The 18,421-nt window shown below is 58.7% G+C and carries 14 protein-coding genes; 6 read left to right on the top strand and 8 right to left on the bottom strand.

Annotated elements, in window-relative coordinates:
• Positions 1-24 precede the first annotated feature (24 nt).
• Entirely contained in the window at positions 25-738 is a 714-nt protein-coding gene (locus LQ220_RS19420; RefSeq protein WP_230189797.1) for a head GIN domain-containing protein, read from the top strand.
• Between the two features lie 19 nt (positions 739-757).
• Here LQ220_RS19420 and LQ220_RS19415 read toward each other — a convergent pair whose 3' ends face one another.
• From LQ220_RS19415 to LQ220_RS19405, 3 genes are read right to left on the bottom strand one after another with little or no spacing between them, the layout of a single operon-like run.
• Entirely contained in the window at positions 758-2,059 is a 1,302-nt protein-coding gene (locus LQ220_RS19415) for a cell wall hydrolase (RefSeq protein WP_230189796.1), read from the bottom strand.
• Between the two features lie 21 nt (positions 2,060-2,080).
• Positions 2,081-2,998 carry a cysteine synthase A gene (cysK, locus tag LQ220_RS19410; protein ID WP_230189795.1) on the bottom strand — a complete coding sequence of 306 codons (918 nt, stop codon included), beginning with the start codon at positions 2,996-2,998 and terminating at the stop codon, positions 2,081-2,083.
• Positions 2,995-4,320, bottom strand: a complete 1,326-nt coding sequence (locus LQ220_RS19405; protein WP_230189794.1) for an MFS transporter — start codon at positions 4,318-4,320, stop codon at positions 2,995-2,997. Before LQ220_RS19405 ends, cysK begins: the two co-directional genes overlap by 4 nt.
• Positions 4,321-4,489: 169 nt before the next feature.
• On the opposite strand from LQ220_RS19405, the gene LQ220_RS19400 reads away from it, so the two are divergent.
• On the top strand, positions 4,490-6,241 hold the full coding sequence (locus tag LQ220_RS19400) for a DUF885 domain-containing protein (protein WP_230189793.1): 1,752 nt from the start codon (positions 4,490-4,492) through the stop codon (positions 6,239-6,241).
• A 185-nt stretch (positions 6,242-6,426) separates the two neighbouring features.
• On the opposite strand, the gene LQ220_RS19395 is transcribed toward LQ220_RS19400, so the two are convergent.
• From LQ220_RS19395 to LQ220_RS19385, 3 genes are all read right to left on the bottom strand, one after another.
• Positions 6,427-8,439, bottom strand: coding sequence for an EAL domain-containing protein (locus tag LQ220_RS19395; protein WP_230189792.1), 2,013 nt, complete (start codon positions 8,437-8,439; stop codon positions 6,427-6,429).
• A gap of 213 nt (positions 8,440-8,652) precedes the next feature.
• Entirely contained in the window at positions 8,653-10,215 is a 1,563-nt protein-coding gene (locus LQ220_RS19390; RefSeq protein WP_230189791.1) for a protoglobin domain-containing protein, read from the bottom strand.
• Positions 10,216-10,312: 97 nt separating this feature from the next.
• On the bottom strand, positions 10,313-11,632 hold the full coding sequence (locus LQ220_RS19385; protein ID WP_354958219.1) for a methyl-accepting chemotaxis protein: 1,320 nt from the start codon (positions 11,630-11,632) through the stop codon (positions 10,313-10,315).
• A 598-nt stretch (positions 11,633-12,230) separates the two neighbouring features.
• Between LQ220_RS19385 and LQ220_RS19380 the strand changes: the two genes are divergently transcribed.
• Positions 12,231-13,415 carry a HAMP domain-containing sensor histidine kinase gene (locus LQ220_RS19380; RefSeq protein ID WP_230189790.1) on the top strand — a complete coding sequence of 395 codons (1,185 nt, stop codon included), beginning with the start codon at positions 12,231-12,233 and terminating at the stop codon, positions 13,413-13,415.
• A 14-nt stretch (positions 13,416-13,429) separates the two neighbouring features.
• Complete coding sequence (locus LQ220_RS19375; RefSeq protein ID WP_230189789.1) at positions 13,430-14,050, top strand: response regulator; 621 nt, start codon at positions 13,430-13,432, stop codon at positions 14,048-14,050.
• Here the strand turns inward: LQ220_RS19375 and LQ220_RS19370 are convergent, their stop codons facing one another.
• Together LQ220_RS19370 and LQ220_RS19365 are read right to left on the bottom strand one after the other, a co-directional pair.
• Positions 14,051-14,416 carry a hypothetical protein gene (locus LQ220_RS19370; RefSeq protein WP_230189788.1) on the bottom strand — a complete coding sequence of 122 codons (366 nt, stop codon included), beginning with the start codon at positions 14,414-14,416 and terminating at the stop codon, positions 14,051-14,053.
• 192 nt (positions 14,417-14,608) lie between these two features.
• A complete protein-coding gene (locus LQ220_RS19365) occupies positions 14,609-14,968 on the bottom strand; it encodes a flagellar biosynthesis regulator FlaF (protein WP_230189787.1) in 360 nt (119 codons plus the stop codon).
• Positions 14,969-15,102: 134 nt separating this feature from the next.
• Here LQ220_RS19365 and LQ220_RS19360 point away from each other — a divergent pair, with 134 nt between their 5' ends.
• Both LQ220_RS19360 and LQ220_RS19355 read left to right on the top strand, forming a co-directional pair.
• On the top strand, positions 15,103-17,529 hold the full coding sequence (locus LQ220_RS19360) for an HAD family hydrolase (RefSeq protein ID WP_230189786.1): 2,427 nt from the start codon (positions 15,103-15,105) through the stop codon (positions 17,527-17,529).
• Positions 17,526-18,341 carry a class I SAM-dependent methyltransferase gene (locus LQ220_RS19355; protein ID WP_230189785.1) on the top strand — a complete coding sequence of 272 codons (816 nt, stop codon included), beginning with the start codon at positions 17,526-17,528 and terminating at the stop codon, positions 18,339-18,341. The genes LQ220_RS19360 and LQ220_RS19355 overlap by 4 nt, the downstream gene beginning before the upstream one ends.
• Positions 18,342-18,421 lie beyond the last annotated feature (80 nt).

Below are 18,421 nucleotides of genomic sequence, written 5' to 3'. Positions count from 1 at the left end.
GTCACCATTGATCGAGCGGCCCGCATGGGCTTTAACGCCGGTATGAAGCACATTGCCATTGCCCTGCCCCTGCTTATGGCTGCCACGCCAGCATTTGCCGCAACGCAGGGATACACGATCACGCGATTCGACAGCATCAGGGTGGAAGCGCCGATCCGCGTGACGGTGACGACGGGCACCGGCGTTACCGCCAAAGGCGATGGCGACCGCGACGCACTGGATCGCGTCGATATGCGCGTGTCGGGCAATTTGCTCGTCATCCGGATGAAAGCGCGACAATCGGGCACGAAAGGCGGCGGTGGACCCGTCAGCCTGAAGCTGTCGACCGATGACCTACGCCGGGTGACGCTGTCTGGCGGCGGATCGCTGACCGTGGACCGGATGCGGGGTCAGCGCGGCGAGATCGTGTTGGGCGGCGGCGGCGACATCACGGTCGGCAAGATCGCCCTGGACGATGTGACCGTGTTGCTGTCCGGCGGTGGGCGAGTGACGCTGACCGGCACGGCGGGACGCGCCGAGATGCGCGTGTCCGGCCCCGGCGCATTGATGGCGGAAGGCCTGATCGCGCGCGATGCAAAGCTGGTGAACGAAGGCACCGGCACCTTGTCGCTAACCGCATCGGGTACAGCGGACATCAGCGCATTTGGATCGGGCGACGTCGCAGTGCTGGGCAAGGCGGCATGCAAGGTCACGCACAGCGGCGCAGGGCGGGTGCTGTGCGGAGGCGAAGAACACTAAAGATCGAACCCGCGTTGAGTTATTGCGGTTGGGTTGCGTTGCCTTCCATTGGCCTGATCACCACGGTTTCCGGAGGTTTGGCTTTTATCGCAGGTTGCGGGGGCTGTGGGGGCGCAGCGGCAGCGGGGTCTCGCAGACGCATGCATTCCGCTTTCGTCGCCCTGGGAATGCGGATGCAGTTCCACAAGGCGCGTTGAAATCCGCCCGCAGCATCATGCATGTAGCTGAAGGCCATGCTGGACAATGCGCTTTCCGGGAGTGGGAAGCCCTGTGGCGCAACGGCTGAATCGTTCCACGCAAGAATGCGGCAGCGGGGGCGCCCGGCACAGAACGCACTCGATACGGCAGGATAGCTGTCCGGCGTTTTGGCGTCCAGCAGCAGGATAAAGGCATTGATCCCCGGCGCAAAGGCGATGAGCTTAGCTCCGCCCACCTGCTTGCCCAGCATATCCGCGCCAATCGCACGGGCAGGCGCAGCGGCCAGCACAGCGGGAGCAGCCAATCCTGGCGTATTGGATGGAAGTCCAAGTATCCCGACCGTCGATTGGTGTGCGGGTGAAAAACGGGCAATCTGTGGGATGATCGGCTCGGTCGTGCTCACGGTCCGTTGAAAAGCCGGGGGCGTTCCCCACCAGCCTGCCCAGCGGAAGAACAGATGGGTTTGCACAGCAGCAATCTTATTGAGGCTGCTGCTCCAGTACGGCACGACCCAGTCGGTATGGTAATGCGTCGCATAGCCGACCTTGGGATAGACGGCACCTGAAAGCGCCGCGCGTGCCACGTCCCGCGCCCGCTCCCATGCTGCAGCCGGGGGCGTTCGGTTCACCAGCGCGCCGTCGCAGGTGAAGGTGAACTGGCATCCGGTACGCCGTTCTGCGCCCTGAAACACGACGCCGCATACTGTCTTTGGGAAGGCGGGATGGCGCAGGCGATTGAGCACGACTTGCGCCACGGCCTTTTGCCCGGTCGTATCGTCGCCCGCTTCATAATATTGCGCCGCCGCCAAACAATCTATGGCGCGGGCCAGCGAATCCGGCGCGCCTGCGAAAGCGAATGGCCTCGCAGGCGGATTGGGTAGCGTGGAAAACGGCACGCGTGCGTTGATGTCGCGCGCTTCATTACGTTCGACCGCAAGCACGACAAGGGGTTCGACGCGAGGCGGAGGCGATGGCGGACGCAGCGCGATGCTGCGATAATTTCCCGCCGCCGACGCATCGGCAGCGACGCGCGCGGAATCGAAGCGCGCGACAGCGGCGGGCAAACCGGCAAACACCAGCAATGCGCCCGCCGCGCTTATCCAGTTCCTGATATCCTCACGCATGATGCGTCGCCGCAGACCCGCTTATTCCGGCAGGAAGTCGGGCACCGACAGATAGCGCTCGCCCGTGTCGTAGTTGAAGCCAAGCACCTTTGCGCCTGCAGGCAGGTCCGGCAGCTTCTGCGCAATTGCGGCGAGCGTCGCGCCGGAGGATATGCCCACGAGCATCCCCTCGACGGTAGCGGCACGGCGTGCGAAATCCTTGGCGATGGCCGGATCGACCTGAATCACGCCATCCAGCAATTGCGTGTGCAGGTTGGTGGGGATGAAGCCCGCGCCGATCCCCTGAATGGGGTGCGGTCCCGGCTGGCCGCCGCTGATGACGGGCGACAGGGTCGGCTCCACGGCAAACACCTTGAGGCTAGGCCAGGCCGCTTTCAGCACCTGTGCCACGCCGGTGATATGCCCGCCGGTGCCGACGCCCGTGATGATCGCATCCAGAGGCGTATCGGCGAAGTCCGCCAGTATTTCCTGCGAGGTGGTGCGCACGTGCACGTCGATATTGGCGGCGTTTTCGAACTGCTGCGGCATCCATGCGCCGGGCGTCTTGTCGATCAGTTCCAGCGCGCGCTCGATGGCGCCCTTCATGCCCTTTTCACGCGGCGTCAGGTCGAAGCTTGCGCCATAAGCCAGCATCAGGCGGCGACGCTCGATCGACATGCTTTCGGGCATGACGAGCACCAGCTTGTACCCCTTGACCGCCGCGACCATCGCAAGGCCAACGCCGGTGTTGCCCGATGTCGGTTCGATGATGGTGCCGCCGGGTTTAAGATCGCCCGAAGCCTCCGCCGCTTCGATCATGGCCAGCGCGATGCGATCCTTGATCGAACCGCCGGGGTTCGACCGTTCCGACTTGATCCATACTTCTGCGTCGGGGAACAAACGGCTCACGCGGATATGCGGGGTGTTGCCGATGGTCTCCAAAATGCTGGATGCCTTCATGATGTCGTCTCCTTGACGTCTGTAACCAGGGGGTCTCGGGCTGTTTCGCTCGGCCGTATGTCGGGTGGGTCGAAGCTGCGCGCAAGGCGAATTTCGGGGAATAACTTCGACCATGCAAGCGTTATGACGATCGCGCCGATGCCGCCTGCGATAACTGCCGTTACCGGACCGACCAGCGCGGCGAGAAAACCGGACTCCGCTTCGCCCAATTCATTGGATGCGGAGATCGTCAGTTGCGACACACTGCCCACGCGACCGCGCATCTCATCAGGCGTATGCAACTGGATCAGCGAGGATCGGACATAGACTGACACCATGTCCGAAATGCCAAGCACCACCAAGGCCGCCAGTGCAACCTCGACAGCGATGTCGCGCGGTAAAAAGGCCGTGAGACCGAAGACAATAGTCGCCAGCCCGAACACGATGACGGCGATCAGCATCTTCATGCCGACCTCCTTTTGCATCGGGCGGAAGGAGAACCACAGGGCCGTTAGCCCCGCCCCGACCGCCGGTGCCGCAGCCAGATGTCCCAGACCCTTGGACCCCACATGCAATATGTCGCGTGCGTAGATAGGCAGGAGAGCCGTCGCCCCCGCGAGCAACACCGCGAAGAGATCGAGCGTGATCGTCGCGAACAGGAACCGGTTCTGTCTCACATAGCTCAGGCCGTCGACCATCTGTCGGATCGGGTGGCGCGTGGTATTGCGCGCAGCCTGTGGGACCGGACCGATGGTCAACAGGCATAGCAGCGCCACGGCATACAACATCGCGCTTAACCCATAAGCGCCCCACGGCGCAGCGGCAAAAGCATATCCTCCCACCGCCGGACCGACAATCATCCCCGATTGCCATGCAACACTGGACAGAGCGATGGCACGCGGCAGAGTAGCCTTTGGCACCAGATTGGGTGCCAGCGCGCCGAAGGCCGGACCATTGAACGCACGCGCAATGCCAACCATCACAGCAATCAGCAGGATGAGTGGCAGCGTGACCCACCCTTCATATGTCGCAAAGCTGAGGAGGCTTGCGGCGGCCGTCAACAGCAACAGCGTACCGCGCACGATCATCCGTCGGTCGTAGTGATCGGCGACCCAGCCGGTAACGGGGGTCAGCAGGAACAGCGGCACGAATTGCGCAAGCCCGATCAATCCAAGCTGCGCGGCTGCGGCCTGCGTGCCCATCGTTTCACGCGCGATGTTGTACGCCTGCCACCCCAGCACGATCATCATGCCGTATTGCGCCAGCACGGCACATACACGCCCAAGCAAATAGGCGCGGAAGCTGGAGAAACGCAACGGATGGTCGATGGCGAGCGCGGTCATTTCTGTGGCTCTAGGCCGTGTAGTCAGGTTGCGGCAACACCGTATATTTTTTCAGTGACAGGAGCGCTGCTTTCATCGCTTCGTACAAATCGACAGTTCTTCCGTCAGTGCAATAATGTGGCATGGTGCTGTAATACACCGAATCATGATCCGTTCCGGGAGACTTCATTTGATACGCCGACTGCATGTCACTGCCTTGCTTGCTGCTTCCGCTCTTTCGCTTTCCCTGTCCGCCTGTTCCGAAGCGCCTGCCAATCAGCAGACGGTTACTGTCACCGATGCAGGTGCCGACAATGCCGACTGGGCGAAATTCAGTGCGGCGTTTCTGGAAGGCTATTTCAAGCAGGATCCTTATTTCGCAGTGTATCAGGGGCGGCATGAGTTCGATGGGAAGCTGCCCGACTGGAGCGAAGCGGGGCTAAAGGCACAGGCGGCTTTCCTGCAGGACAGCATCGCCAAAGCGGAAGGCTTTGCCGCGCGCAAACTGTCGAAGGAGCAATTGTTCGAGCGAGACTATCTGCTCGCCGTCGCACGAGGCAAGCTGTTCTGGCTCACGGATGCGGATCAGCCGCACAACAATCCAGCCTATTATATCGGCGGCGGGCTGGACCCCAATGTCTATATCGCGCGACCCTATGCCGACGCACCGACACGGATGAAAGCGTTCATTGCCTTTGCCAAGAATGTGCCGACCGCCGCTGCACAAATCAAAGCCAATCTGAAAATGCCGATGCCGCTCAGCTTCATCGATTATGGCAAGGCAGGCTTCGGCGGGCTTGCGGACTATTACAAGGGCGACGCGAAAGCCGCTTTCGCATCGGTGAAGGACGCAGCGCTACAAAAGGAATTCGATGAGGCCGCTGATGCCGCATCCGTCGCTATGCGCGATCTTGCGACGTGGATCGAAAGCGGGCGGCCAAAGGCGACGCAGAACTTCGCCCTCGGCCCCGAGCGGTTCGCGCGGATGGTGCAGGCGACGGAAATGGTCGATACCCCGCTCGACGAGCTGGAACGCATCGGTCAAGCGGACATGAAGCGCAATCAGGATGCGCTGAAAGCCGCCTGCGCGCAGTATCTTCCTGGTGGGACGATCGCAGCCTGCTTTGCCAAGATGAATGCGAAAAAGCCCGAAGGCGGCGTCGTCGCGGCAGCACGCAAGCAGTTGCCGGGACTGAAAGCCTTCATTCTTGAAAAGGATCTCGTCTCGATCCCCGGTACGGAAGAAGCGCAGGTCGAGGAATCGCCGCCCTATAACCGCCAGAACAGCGCCTATATCGACATCCCCGGACCGTATGAAAAAGGCCTGCCGTCAGTCTACTACATCTCGCCGCCCGACCCGAGCTGGTCGAAGGCGGTGCAGGATGGTTATATTCCCGGCGAAAAGGATTTGCTGTTTACCTCCGTCCATGAGGTGTGGCCGGGGCATTTCCTGAATTTCCTTCATGCCAACCGCTCCAAATTTACGTTCGGCAAGGTGTTCGTGGGCTATGCTTTCGCGGAAGGCTGGGCGCATTATACCGAAGAAATGATGTGGGACGCGGGCCTCGATAACGGCAACCCGGAAACGCATATCGGTCAACTCAGCAATGCGCTGCTACGTAACTGCCGTTATCTTTCGGCTATCGGCCTGCACGCGCGCGGGATGACGCAAGAGCAGTCGCGCAAGATGTTCGTCGAGCAATGCTATCAGGACGAAGGCAATGCGCGGCAGCAGGCGGCACGTGGAACTTACGATCCAGCCTATCTTAACTACACGATGGGCAAGCTGATGATCCGCAAGCTGCGCGAGGACTGGATCAAGGATAAGGGCGGTCGCGACGCATGGAAGCAGTTCCACGACGGCTTCCTAAGCTTTGGCGGCCCGCCGATCCCGCTGGTTCGTGCGCAGATGATGGGCGGCGACGCGAAGGCCGTGTTTTAGGGGTTCGAGGCTCATTGCCGTGAGGCCTCGCCGTTCCGGGGTCTCGCGGCGGATAGCCCGATTATTGGCCTTATATCCGCGGGATATCTTTCGATGAGATCCACAAGAACATCGGTGCAGCGGCGAGCAATAGCTATCGTCGATCGTTGGCGGCTGCCTGCACCGTCTACGAACGAGCGTGAAATTCAGACAGGTCGTATGCGTGCTATCGATCTGCCCCTGTTGGTCAGCATGTGACGCGGGCGAGGGAAACTGAACCCTTCCTGCCAGCCGCGCTCCTCCAGCCAGAGCAACAGAGACGGCATCGTCATCGGCGTCGCGAACAAATACCCCTGGGCCAAGTCAAACCCAAGTTCGTTCGCTTGCGAATGCTGCAATTCCGTTTCGATACCTTCGATGATACAGTCGATCTCAAGTGTGCGGCACAGACCCAGAATAGCGCCCACAATATTGCGTCCAGCCTTTTCACCAAGGCCGTCGACAAAGCTGCGGTCGATCTTCACCTCGTCCAGCGGCAAGCGATTGAGTGAACTGAGGCTGGAATAGCCCGTGCCGAAATCGTCCAGCGCGATGGCGATGCCGATGCTGCGTAACCGCCGGATACCTGAAACAGCAGCATCGAAATCACACATCAATGCCGTCTCGGTCAATTCGAAGGTGACCCTGGACGGGTCAACCCCTTCTTCCTCAATCGCCGCCATAAGCAGCGCAATCAATTCTGAAGAAACGATGTCCTGCGCCGAAAGATTGAACGAAAGACCGATATTTCTCGGCATCGCGACAAAGCTGCGCAGGGCCTTTCGAAACAGCTTGATCGTGATGGGGTGCATCATCCCCACCCGTTCCGCCACGGCGATGAAGCGATCCGGCGGAACCTCGCCGATGAGCGGACTGGTCCAGCGACCCAGTGCCTCCACTCCCAGGATGGTCAATGTCGACAGACACATGATCGGCTGAAACTCGACATGCAGTTCCGCATCGAGATCTGCCGTCTGTAACGCCGCTTCCATCGCACGTTCGGACCGGATGCGCGTTTCATGGTCCGCCGAGAACAGGGCGCATCCCCCCCGGTGCGCGGACTTCACATTATAGAGAGCATAATCCGCGCGATCGATCAGCTCATTCGCATCGGTGCCAGCATCCGGATAGATCGCGATTCCACCCGAACAGCCTAGTGACAGGCGGTTGTCATCAATATCGAACGGCTCGGACAACAATGCGCAGATATGTTGGCCTGTGGCAAAGGCACGGTCGCCATAGGTGGAAATAAGCGCGCCGAACTCGTCGCCCCCCAGCCGCGCGATCAGGATACCCTCGCCGACCTGGCCGGCCAATCGCCTTCCCACATCGGCGAGCAACCGATCGCCCATCACATGGCCATACATATCGTTCACCGGTTTGAAGCGATCGAGATCGAATATACCGACCGCAAACCGCTCTCCGGTTACAGCGCATTCCTGCAGCATTTCGTCCAGACGGCTGAAGAAGTAACGCCGATTGGGCAAGCCCGTCAGCATGTCGATCAAGGCAAGCCGGGCATTGTCCTCCCCCAGTCGCTCGGTCGCTACCTGTTGCAAAGCCAGACTGGCCTGCGACAGAATCTGCGTGGTAAATGCAGCATAGGTGTTCAACAGAACACGGGTCATAACCGCACTGACCAACGCTATATTGAATCCTATCGCGATGAAAATCGGGTTGCCACGGCACAGGTAATAAATCAGCAGCGGCACCATTATGGTGACATTCACGAGCAATGCCGCCTGGGGGAGATGCATCAGGCAAAATGTGCAACCGATCACCGTTATCGCGGTAAACACTGCGATATGTGCATGCTCAAGCTGACCGCCATATTGATCCAGCAGCATAGCCCATGTCAGGAACGCGAGCGAGAACGCCGTCGCGGATACTATCGACCTTTGCAATAACTTCCGCGCTCGCTCCGGCGTGATCTTAGCGGTTGCTTCGGCAAATACTGTCCATGCAAGAAGACGGACGGCAACGATTGAAATGAGGCAAGCGGTAATACCGACCGTCAGCCATTGGGGTGCCCAGAGATAGTGGATATATGTGACAGCCGCAGCATTGATGATAAGCAAAGCGAAGAGCATCGGCATCTGGCGACGCATTGCGTCATATTGCGCAATGATGATCCCCGGATCGTTCGACAAACACAGCCATGTTTTAAAGTCGTGAAACACAGTCTCTTCCCTGAAGATACCTGAACTGCCTGCAATGAACGGCCGCGTCGGTTGACGGTCGCCGATGTCTTCTATTGTAGGAAATCTCCGGCCCCTGGCCCGACCCAAGCTATCTATTTGCTTTGATGACTATGTTCTTTCTCTTGCTGTTCTCGACATCCCGGCAGTGTACGGTCGGGCGCTCACTGCCGGGGGTGGACGGACCTTTTTGCCTTAAAATGATTGCCAGGCATCATCGTCGGACATCGACGCGGGAACCGCAGCAGCGCGCAATGGCTTGGCCGAAACAACACTCCGCGGTCTTGCACCGCCAGTTTGCTGTGTCGGGGTGCGGGTTTTCTTTTGCGGCACCCGGTGGGCAATAGGCTTGGTCGTGGTTTTGAATTGCGCGGACTGATTTGTAAGATTGACGACCTCGCTCGCCAGATTTCGCGCTGCCGCCGAAGTCTGCTCGACCATCGCTGCGTTTTGCTGGGTAGACTGGTCGATCATGGTAATAGTGGCGGCGATCTCTGCAATGGCAGAAGCTTGGGCATGGTTTCCAGAGGCCATGCTGCCGACCGATTCATGGACGTGACTTACACCGTCCGAAATCCCGGAGAACGAACTATCCACCTTTTGAACGGCGTCAACGGCGACCACGATTTCGGCCTGCGTAACCGTAAGCTGATCGCGGGCGCGCTTCGCCTCTTCCTCGGCGCGCATGGCCAATGCCGAAACAAGATCGGCCACGACTGCGAAGCCTCTTCCTGCATCGCCCGCTCGACCGGCCTCGACAGCGGCATTCATCGCAAGCACCCGCGTCTGGAACGCAATCTTGTCCAGACCTTCAATGACGTCATCAATGCCTTTTGCGCTTTCCGCCACCCGTCCCATCGCCTGCACGGCTTCATCCGCTATCGCTCGACCGCTTCCAACCATGCCCCTTGCTTCATCGGCACGTTCCACCGTTACCTCTGCGGCCGTTACCGAAGCCCTGAGCCGTTCGTCGATCTGTGCGATGGCCGCAGCCGCTTCCTCCAGCGAGGCAGCATTACTCTCGGTCCGGCGGGCAAGATCTTCCGACGCATGCGCGATCTCGTCTGACCCCGTACCTATGGCATCGGCACTTTCCGAAACGACGCCGATCAATCCGCGCAACTGCCCCAGGGCCTTATTGTAACTCTGTTCCAACGCCAGGAAGTTGGCTGGCAACCCGGTCAGGTCTGTCGTCAGGTCTCCCTGTGCCAGCGCATCGAGCGCATGGGCTGTCGCCGAAATCGCAGCATTGCGTTCGATCTGCGCTTCCTCAAAATATATCGAGACCGACAATTCCATGTCGAGTAACGCTGCCTTGACGATGGCTATGCTCGCCTGCGTGGCGCTCGGCATCCGAAACAGCGACAACGCCCGCCGCCAAGGCCGATAATGCCGCCCGATGCCGGCGATGAGATCTTCCAGCACCAGCGCATATGCGCCGATGTACCAGCGGGGTTCCAGACCTATACGGGCGTGAACTGTCCCGATCCGACGGACGCTCGTGTAGAAACTCTCGTCGAAGCGACCGCTGGCGATAGACATCCAGTGCGCTTCCTGCTTCACCTTGGCAGATGCCATGTGCTTTGGATCGCGGAAGTGTCGCGCCGTCTCCGCCTGCATACTGGCGCGTGCATAAAAGCGATCGAGCGCCCGACCTATGAGCGATTTTACCAGGGGCCGAACAGATGCAATCGTCGCCTGCTGCCTCTCGTCGATTTCCATGAAGGCGAGGCGCGATTTAACCTGATCAATGGACATGATGTTCTCCGGCCGAAGCCCTGTTATTATTTTTTATAGCGCCGATAATGAACTTACAGGGGGCCGCAAACCGTACAGCCCCCACTCCCGCCCAAAGCTAGTCGGCCCGGACGAGCGCAGTAATAGCGGACGCAGGAAGCGGTCGGGCCGTACCTGCAGCGCCAGGCGAATGATCGCCGCTACCGAACGCCCGGCGCACCTTGCTGCGCACGCCCGAATCGTGAATGTTGAACTTACCTGCAGCATCGGTGAGCATGCTCACCTCGCCGTTGAGATTGCGGGCTGCGGCAGACGTTTCCTCGACCATGGCCGCATTTTGCTGCGTCGATTGGTCCATCGTCCGAATTGCTGCGGAAATTTGCGTGACAGCCACCGACTGGGCCTGATTGTCCGAAGCGATCGTCGCCAACAGTTCGTGCACTTGCCCAACGTCGCTCGAAATGCCTTCGAGGGCCCCATCGACTTTTTGCACAGCCTTGACGGCAATAACGATTTCCGTCTGCGTGGCTGTCAACTGATCGCGCGCACGCTTGGCTTCTTCCTCAGCGCGCATAGCGAGCGCACTGACGAGATCGGCCACGACGGCAAAGCCACGTCCGGCATCGCCTGCCCGACCTGCTTCAACTGCAGCATTCATCGCAAGCACGCGGGTCTGGAAAGCGATCTTGTCCAGTCCTTCGATCACATTGTCGATTCCCTTGGCGCTTTCCGACACCCGGCCCATGGACTGAACGGCCTCTGCAGCGATCGATCGACCGCTACCGACCGTCTCTATCGCCTGATTGGCACGACTGACCGTGCTCATCGCTGCTGCGGCAGTCGCCTGCAGGCGGCCATCCATCTGCGTGACGGCAGCCGACGTTTCTTCCAGGCTAGCGGCATTGCTTTCGGTACGCCGCGCCAGATCTTCGGATGCATGCGCGATTTCGCTGGAGCCCGTGCCGATGGTGGATGCACTTTCGCTGACGGAGCTGATCAATGCGCGCAGGTTGTCCAGAGCTGCATTGAAATTGGTCTTGAGCGTCGCATATTCGAAAGGAAAGTCAGTTTCGATCGCTGCCATGAGGTCACCTGCGGACAGTTCCTCCAGATGCGTCGATAATGTATCGACGACTTCCCTTTGCTCAGCCGCTCGATCGATTTGCGTCACGGCAGCATCACGGAATGTGAACATCGCCTTGGTCAGCCGACCGACGCAATCGCTATTGTCTGTAAACTCAATGGCACTGCTCAAATCGCCGTTCGCCAGACCTTCCATGCGAACCACAGTCGTCACATAGGGATCTGCGATCGCTTTACGGAACCATGCGCCGATGATTGCCGTTGCGGCAACCAGCACCATCCCCACCACTAACCCGATGGTCAGACCGCCGAACCATGTCGCGAAACTGCCGCTTATTGCAGCCAGAGCGACCATCGCTGTCATAACGCAGAAGGTAATAAACAGCTTTTGCCGTATAGGAGCGACTTCACAGTACCATTTCATCATCATCCGTTTCTTTCACGAACTGAGCTTTGCCAAACGTGGGCATCAACCATTCTAGGAAAAAATCCTCCTGACCGACGTCCTGCGCAAAATTTATTAGGCCATTGGAAGATGCGCGGTGGGAACGGTATCGATCGCTTTGGGATTCCGCCGACCGCCAAGGTTGAGATAAAAATCGATCAAAATAGGGCCAAAGACCGGGACTACCTTGATCATGCCCGGACTCTCCGGGGAAGCCACATGCGTGGGTAACTGTATCGAAGACCACGACAATGTCGAAGGTTGCAGCGCAGCATTACAGCGCGCGGACGATCAAATCGTAAGACCGTACAATAGGGAATATAAGTGCAAAATCCTATATGTCTAAATACCTACTTTATATTGGACGGTTCATTGATAAATATCAAAAAATATTGAGCGTTTGATTGTGTGGTAATATTATGGTGCGTGGATTTTTCAGCCGATTTACAGCCTGCCCCACGACATTGTTTGGCCAAGCAATTCGCCCCTCGCATGGGCGGCTGGCCTGATGAGTATGGCAGACATCCTACTGTACAGCAGAGGTTTTATGCCGCACGGGATTGTGCCCATGATTGCGGCGTGGGGGAGCTGTGCGGTACTCTTTGCATTTCTATGGTCGGCAGTTGCGGTCGCCACCGAACGTCAGCCGGAATACCGCCATAATGGTTCTACATCCGGTCAATGCTGGAGAAAATTGCGTAGGCAATTCGGTGCTTTTCGACCCGCCCTGGAAATAGCTTCGCCCGGTTCGACGATCCCGGACGAGAAAGGCAGGAGCGATTTTCAAAGATATGACTATCTGCCGATAAGGGAGGCTTTCCTTGCCGACTGCCCTTCCGCGGCTTGCGTATGGCAGTGCGATGACAGGAAAGCTCAAGCCAAATCGAAAACAGGCAATATCGAGTCCGGGACGCCGCAAAACCTTTTTGGTTTATCGCATGAAATTTCAAACTGGGCCATTGAGCACGAGCACGTAGCCACGGTGCATACCGAGCTACCTGACGGCTCGCCTCGATACGGGATGAACGAAATGGCGGCTGAGCTAGCGCATGAATTGAACCAGCCTTTGGCCGCTCTCGTCTATCTCCTTGGCGCGTTCGAGCTGCTTCCGCATGACGATATGAACCATGAGCGAGGAATAGCGCTCGTCCAGATGGCCAAGGAGCAAGCCCTGAGAGCCAGTGAAATCATCCGCAGAATGGGACTGGCCGAAAGCAAAGATCTGGAAACGCATATCGTATCCGTGTCGGAACTGCTGGACGATGCGATAGCCGCGACGTTTCTGGAGGCGGGACACTTGGACATACAATTATTGTCCGATCTCGATCCCATGGCAAAATGCGTGCTGGCCAACTGCGCGCAGATACGACAGGTGTTCATCAATCTTCTCCGCAATGCGATGGAAGAGCTCAGCGAATGCCCCCGCGATGGACGCATTCTGACGATCGGCACGAAACGCTTAGAAGCCGACATGGTGGAATTTAGCGTCTCCGATACCGGCTCGGGCATCAAGCCCGAAATCATGGACCGGTTGTATGTTCCGTTTGCGTCGACCAAGGGTGACAAGGGAATGGGGTTAGGATTATCGATTTCACGTCGCATAATTATGGCGCACGGGGGTACACTTACTGCAGCCAACCGACCGGAGGGTGGGGCGACGTTCCGCTTCACTCTGCCCAGCGCGAAAACCTAGTAAACGGAATTTAAATGGTAACGCGCAATATCTATATTGTTGATGACGACAAATCGGTGCGGGCCGGGCTACAAGGTCTGCTATCCACGCAAACAAATCTTATGGTCTTTTCTTTTAGAACTGGAAACGATTTCGTAGCCGAAATGGACCGTTTCGAACCGGGCTGCATCCTGCTTGACTATAATATGCCGGGAATGAGCGGACTGGACGTCCTGCGCGCCATTGCCGATTGCCCACAAAAGTTCGGGGCCATTATGCTGACCGGACAGGGTGCCATATCCATCGCCGTTGAGGCCATGAAACTGCGCGCCCTGGATTTTCTTGAAAAGCCGTGCGAACCGGCATTGCTCTTGCGAACCATCGAAAGAGTTTTCACGATAATCGAACAAGACCATCATAAAGGTTCGGCCATTGAGCGCGCCAAGAAGAGCATCGCCAGTCTGACGCAACGCGAGCAGGATGTGTTGATCAGGTTGGTAGAGGGCCGTGCCAACAAGCTGATCGCCGCCGATCTGGACATAAGCCCCCGCACAGTGGAAATCCACCGTGCCAACATGATGAACAAGCTGGGCGTTCGCAGCCTTTCCGAAGCACTACGGATCGCTTTTGCAGCGGGGCTTATTCCGATTGCGTGATCACAGCGCTTGCCCCTGCCAACGCGAAATAATCGGCGGTATTGCATAGGCGGCCTGGCTTCGCTGCACCAACATGATCCCGTCTTCCGGCTCGCTGGGACGCAGCAGGCGATCCGCTACAATGACGAGAGAGCCGGTCCAGCACTGGTTTCGAAGCGTCTCCGTCCATTCCGGCGGCGTCGCAGAGATCAGCGGCTCGTCGATGACCAGGATGGCAATCTCGCGCAATTCTGCTCCCAACGCCGGATCGAGGTGATCGACCGTCGATATCGGTGTTTCTCCCGCCATCGTAAGTAGAGCGGCCAGAACACTGCGTAACCCCGGATCGGAGATCGCGATTATGAGCGGTCGACGAACAACGATCATGTGGAAGTTTCCAATGGAGAAGTTCGAGACAGTTTTTGAGGCATCGCGAGGCCAAATGTGGGCGGCCCTTGTCTAGTCAGATGCATTTTCGGCTCCCAGGATGGGGGATGACACGTCAGGAGACGTCCTGCAGTAGTTGTATCGGGCAGATCTTGCCATTGACTGCGGCAGCACGCTGGTGCGCGCGCCGCCTCAATCGGGGATGCCGCTACCGGTCAGTCCCTCGATAATATCGCGATTGACCGAGATAAGATCGTCAATCGACTCCCGCCCTGCGGCGACATCGCTTGTGAACTGATCGACCCACAGGGCGAGCGAAATGATGCTCGCGCGCAAAGGCATGGGCAGTTCGTTGCCCGCGCTTCCACACACGGCCGAGAAGGTACTCCACAATTCCCGGTTGCGATGCAACGAAGGCATCAGAGCCCCCCGAACGTGGCCGGCTTCACGCGCATGGATCATTTCTCCGGTGATCTCGCACATCAGTCGGCGCTCCGCTTGGCGGGGCGTTTCGACGATGCTGCGAACACGTTGATAGGCATTGAGTGACATAGGCGTTCCTCTTGGCTGAACTCCTATTTTAGACGATCCCGCATCGAAAACGGCGAACGCACAATCCCATAATCGTCCTATAATGGGAGAGACCAGCGCATTGCCCAGCGCACCGATATCTGAAGGACACCCGCATGAACGACACGATCCTGGCTTGCGACCTGCCAACAGCGCTCGATGCACGGCCCGACGTGAAGATTCTTTCGCTCGACTGCTTCGATACACTCCTGTGGCGGGACACGCACGCTCCACGCGACATTTTCTCCGCGCTGGACGGCCCCAGTCAGTTGCAGCGCCAATTGGCAGAGCAGCGCGCGCGCATCGCATCTGCGCTGCGCACCCATAACAATGAGGTCGCTCTTTCAGATATTTATGCCGAACTTGCTCCCAATGCCACGTCGCGTGAGCGCGCAGCGATGGTCGAGCAGGAGCTTAATGCAGAGGCAAACCACTGTTTCGGATTCATGCCCGTCATCAAGCTCATGCAGGCGGCACGGGCACGCGGGCTGATGGTGATCATCATCAGCGACACCTATCTGAACAGTACGGAACTCGGCGCGCTGATCGCTGCTGCTGCAGGGGACGAGGTGCGGGCGCTGATCGACCGGATCTTCTGCTCCTCCGAACATGGCGTGTCGAAGGGCGAAGGCCTGATCGGTAAAGTCGTGAAGAAACTGGGTGTGCGATGCGATACCATCCTGCACATCGGCGACAACCGCGCTGCCGATCTGGTCGCGGGGCAAAAGGCCGGCGTACAAGCCCTGCATTTCAGGCAGTTCAGTCCCGCCGTTGAACAACGATTGCGGCTGGAAGCTGCCACCAGTGAAATGATCCATTCGGGGGCAGCGACCCCCAATTTGAACTGTCAGCCGCACCGTGCAGCGATTGCTCTTGGCGAGCCGCAAGTTCATAACCCCGCCGAACTGCTGGGCTATACGACGATAGGGCCGGTGCTCTGGGGTTTTGCGCAATGGATTGGGCAGGAGGCTGCCACGCTGCGTCAAACGTGCGGCGGCAAAGTCCATATCCTGTTCCTGATGCGCGATGGCCATTTGCCGCGTCTCGTTTACGATGCCGTAGCGCAGGACACCGCAACCCATGCAACGGAAATAAGCCGCTTCACCGCGACCGCAGCCTCGCTTAAAACGGAAGAGGATGTTCTGCGATATCTTGACGCGGAAGCAGGCACCTCTCCCCACGCAATCCTGACGCAGCTATTGTTCGAACCGGCTGAGATCGCCGTGCTGCTCCGTACGCTGCCGGCGCAGGGCGCGCATAGCGCGCTGGTGCGAGCGATCCGTAACGCGCAGCGCATGGCCAAGATATTGAAACGCACGCGCGCCTTTGGAAAGCGGCTAGGCGTCTATCTCCGGGCGACAATTGCGCCCGAGGCCGGTGACACGCTGATGCTGGTCGATCTGGGTTATAACGGGACGGTTCAGAACCAGATCGAAGCACCGCTCCGTGCAATGCTGGGCGTCGATATAGCAGGACGCTATCTGCTGTTGCGGGAACATGACCTGCCCGGTTTCGACAAGCGCGGATTTATCGACCGGCGTCACTACGACATGAACACATTGGAAGCCCTGTGCGGGAATGTTGCGGTCCTTGAGCAGATTTGTACGGCATCCCAAGGTTCGGTAATCGACTATACTGACGACGGGCAGCCGATCAGGGCCGCCAGTTCCATCAAAGGTGCGCAAAGTGCTACACGCGATGTGATCCAGCGTGGCACCGTGCGTTACGCGCGTGAAGCCAGAACGGCGATCGTCCGCCCCGAACGAGCCATCGACATGACCGCCGTTCGCAGCTCGTCCGTTGCCGCGCTGGCACGATTGATGTTCCTGCCCATGCCCGAAGAACTCGCCGCACTTGAGCAATTTCAACATGACGTCAATCTGGGTGTCGATGAAGTCGTACCGCTGTTCGATCGCGATATTGCGCGGCGCGGCCTTCGGCAGCGCGGGCTATTCTATATGCGCGGCGCCGAAAGAATGTACTTGCCTGCAGAGCTTCAGGGTGAAGGACTGGCCGTAAAGCTCACGCTGATGGCCCATAAGCGCTTTGGCCTGGCGTTGAAATATGCGGACTTTATAGACCAGACAATCACGCTTCCGGTCCTGATCGCCGATGGACGAAAGGTCGATACCGCCACAATCACGGCCACCCCGACGCACGATGGATACTTCGTCGCGCCGATCCCGATCAGTGACTGCCGATACTCCATCGGGTTGCAATTCGGGCAACTTTACGAGTGGCTGCAAGTCGAGAGCGTCGTCTTCATGCCCGTCGACCGTTTCCTGAGCGACAGACAGCGCGCGGGAGCAGAGGAAGTCGCCGCCGTCCCTACGCTTGAGGGCATGGAGCAGGCTGGGCCGCATCTCTTCCGTTGCGAGGACAAGGCCGCTTTCATGATGATCCCTCCACCGGCCCGACGCGACGCGCGTGCCATGATGCTGGCGGTGGTTTTTCGTCCCATCGTCATGCGTGAAACGATTCCGACGCCAGCGACAATCAATCAGGCCGCCCTGTTCGGCATATCCGGAGATTCCCCGCGATGAGCAACCTTCTGATCCATTCCATGACCGAATTTTCCGATCTGATCCTCGGCAGCCTGAAATTGTCGGGTGCACGACGGATCGTCGAAATTGGCGCAGAGTTTGGCGGCATGTCCCATATGCTCGCAGACTTCGTTGCCGACGTCGATGGCCACCTGACCAGCATCGACCCGGCACCGGCACCTGAATTCGTCGAATGGGCGGCACAGTCTGCGTTTGTGACTCACGTCGCCGCGCCCAGTCTGGAAGTGATCGATACTCTTTCCAATGTCGATGCCTGGCTTATCGACGGGGACCATAATTACTTCACGGTCTACAATGAACTGCTGGCTGCCGACGCCCTGTGCCAACGCGATGGCAAACCCCTGCTGACATTCCTGCACGATGTCAGTTGGCCGACGGCCCGACGTGACATGTATTATGCGCCCAGGCGCATTCCAAAGGCCTTTCGTCATCCCCACGAATTCGGCGCTGGAGCCATGCTGGATCGGGTTGCGCTGGTACCGGGCCAGGGATTTCGCGGCGAGCAGGCATGGGCGATGGCAAGCGTATCCGGCGGGCCGAGAAACGGCGTCCTGACGGCGGTCGAGGACTTCATAGCCGACGTCGGCAAGACCGGGCGCGTGCTGGCATTCGCGCGCATTCCTGCGGTATTTGGGCTGGGCGTCCTGTTCGACAGCGATGCCCCGTGGAGTGGCGCAATCGCGGAGCGGGTCGCCCCGTTCCACGAGAACCCCTTGCTGGCGTCGCTCGAGCTGAACCGGCTGCGCAATTATCTCAAAGTAATCGAATGGCAAGACGCAGCAGCATGCTGACCGCCTCTGCGGTCAGTAAATTGCGTGCTGCGGCACACTCCGAGGTCTAGCCGTCCTATAATCAAACAACGCCTTTCCAT

This window comes from Sphingobium sp. CECT 9361, from assembly GCF_918741285.1.
Lineage (GTDB): Bacteria > Pseudomonadota > Alphaproteobacteria > Sphingomonadales > Sphingomonadaceae > Sphingobium.
The sequence above is the reverse complement of the archived record's forward strand: the minus strand, read 5'-3'. Positions and strand labels throughout refer to the sequence as shown.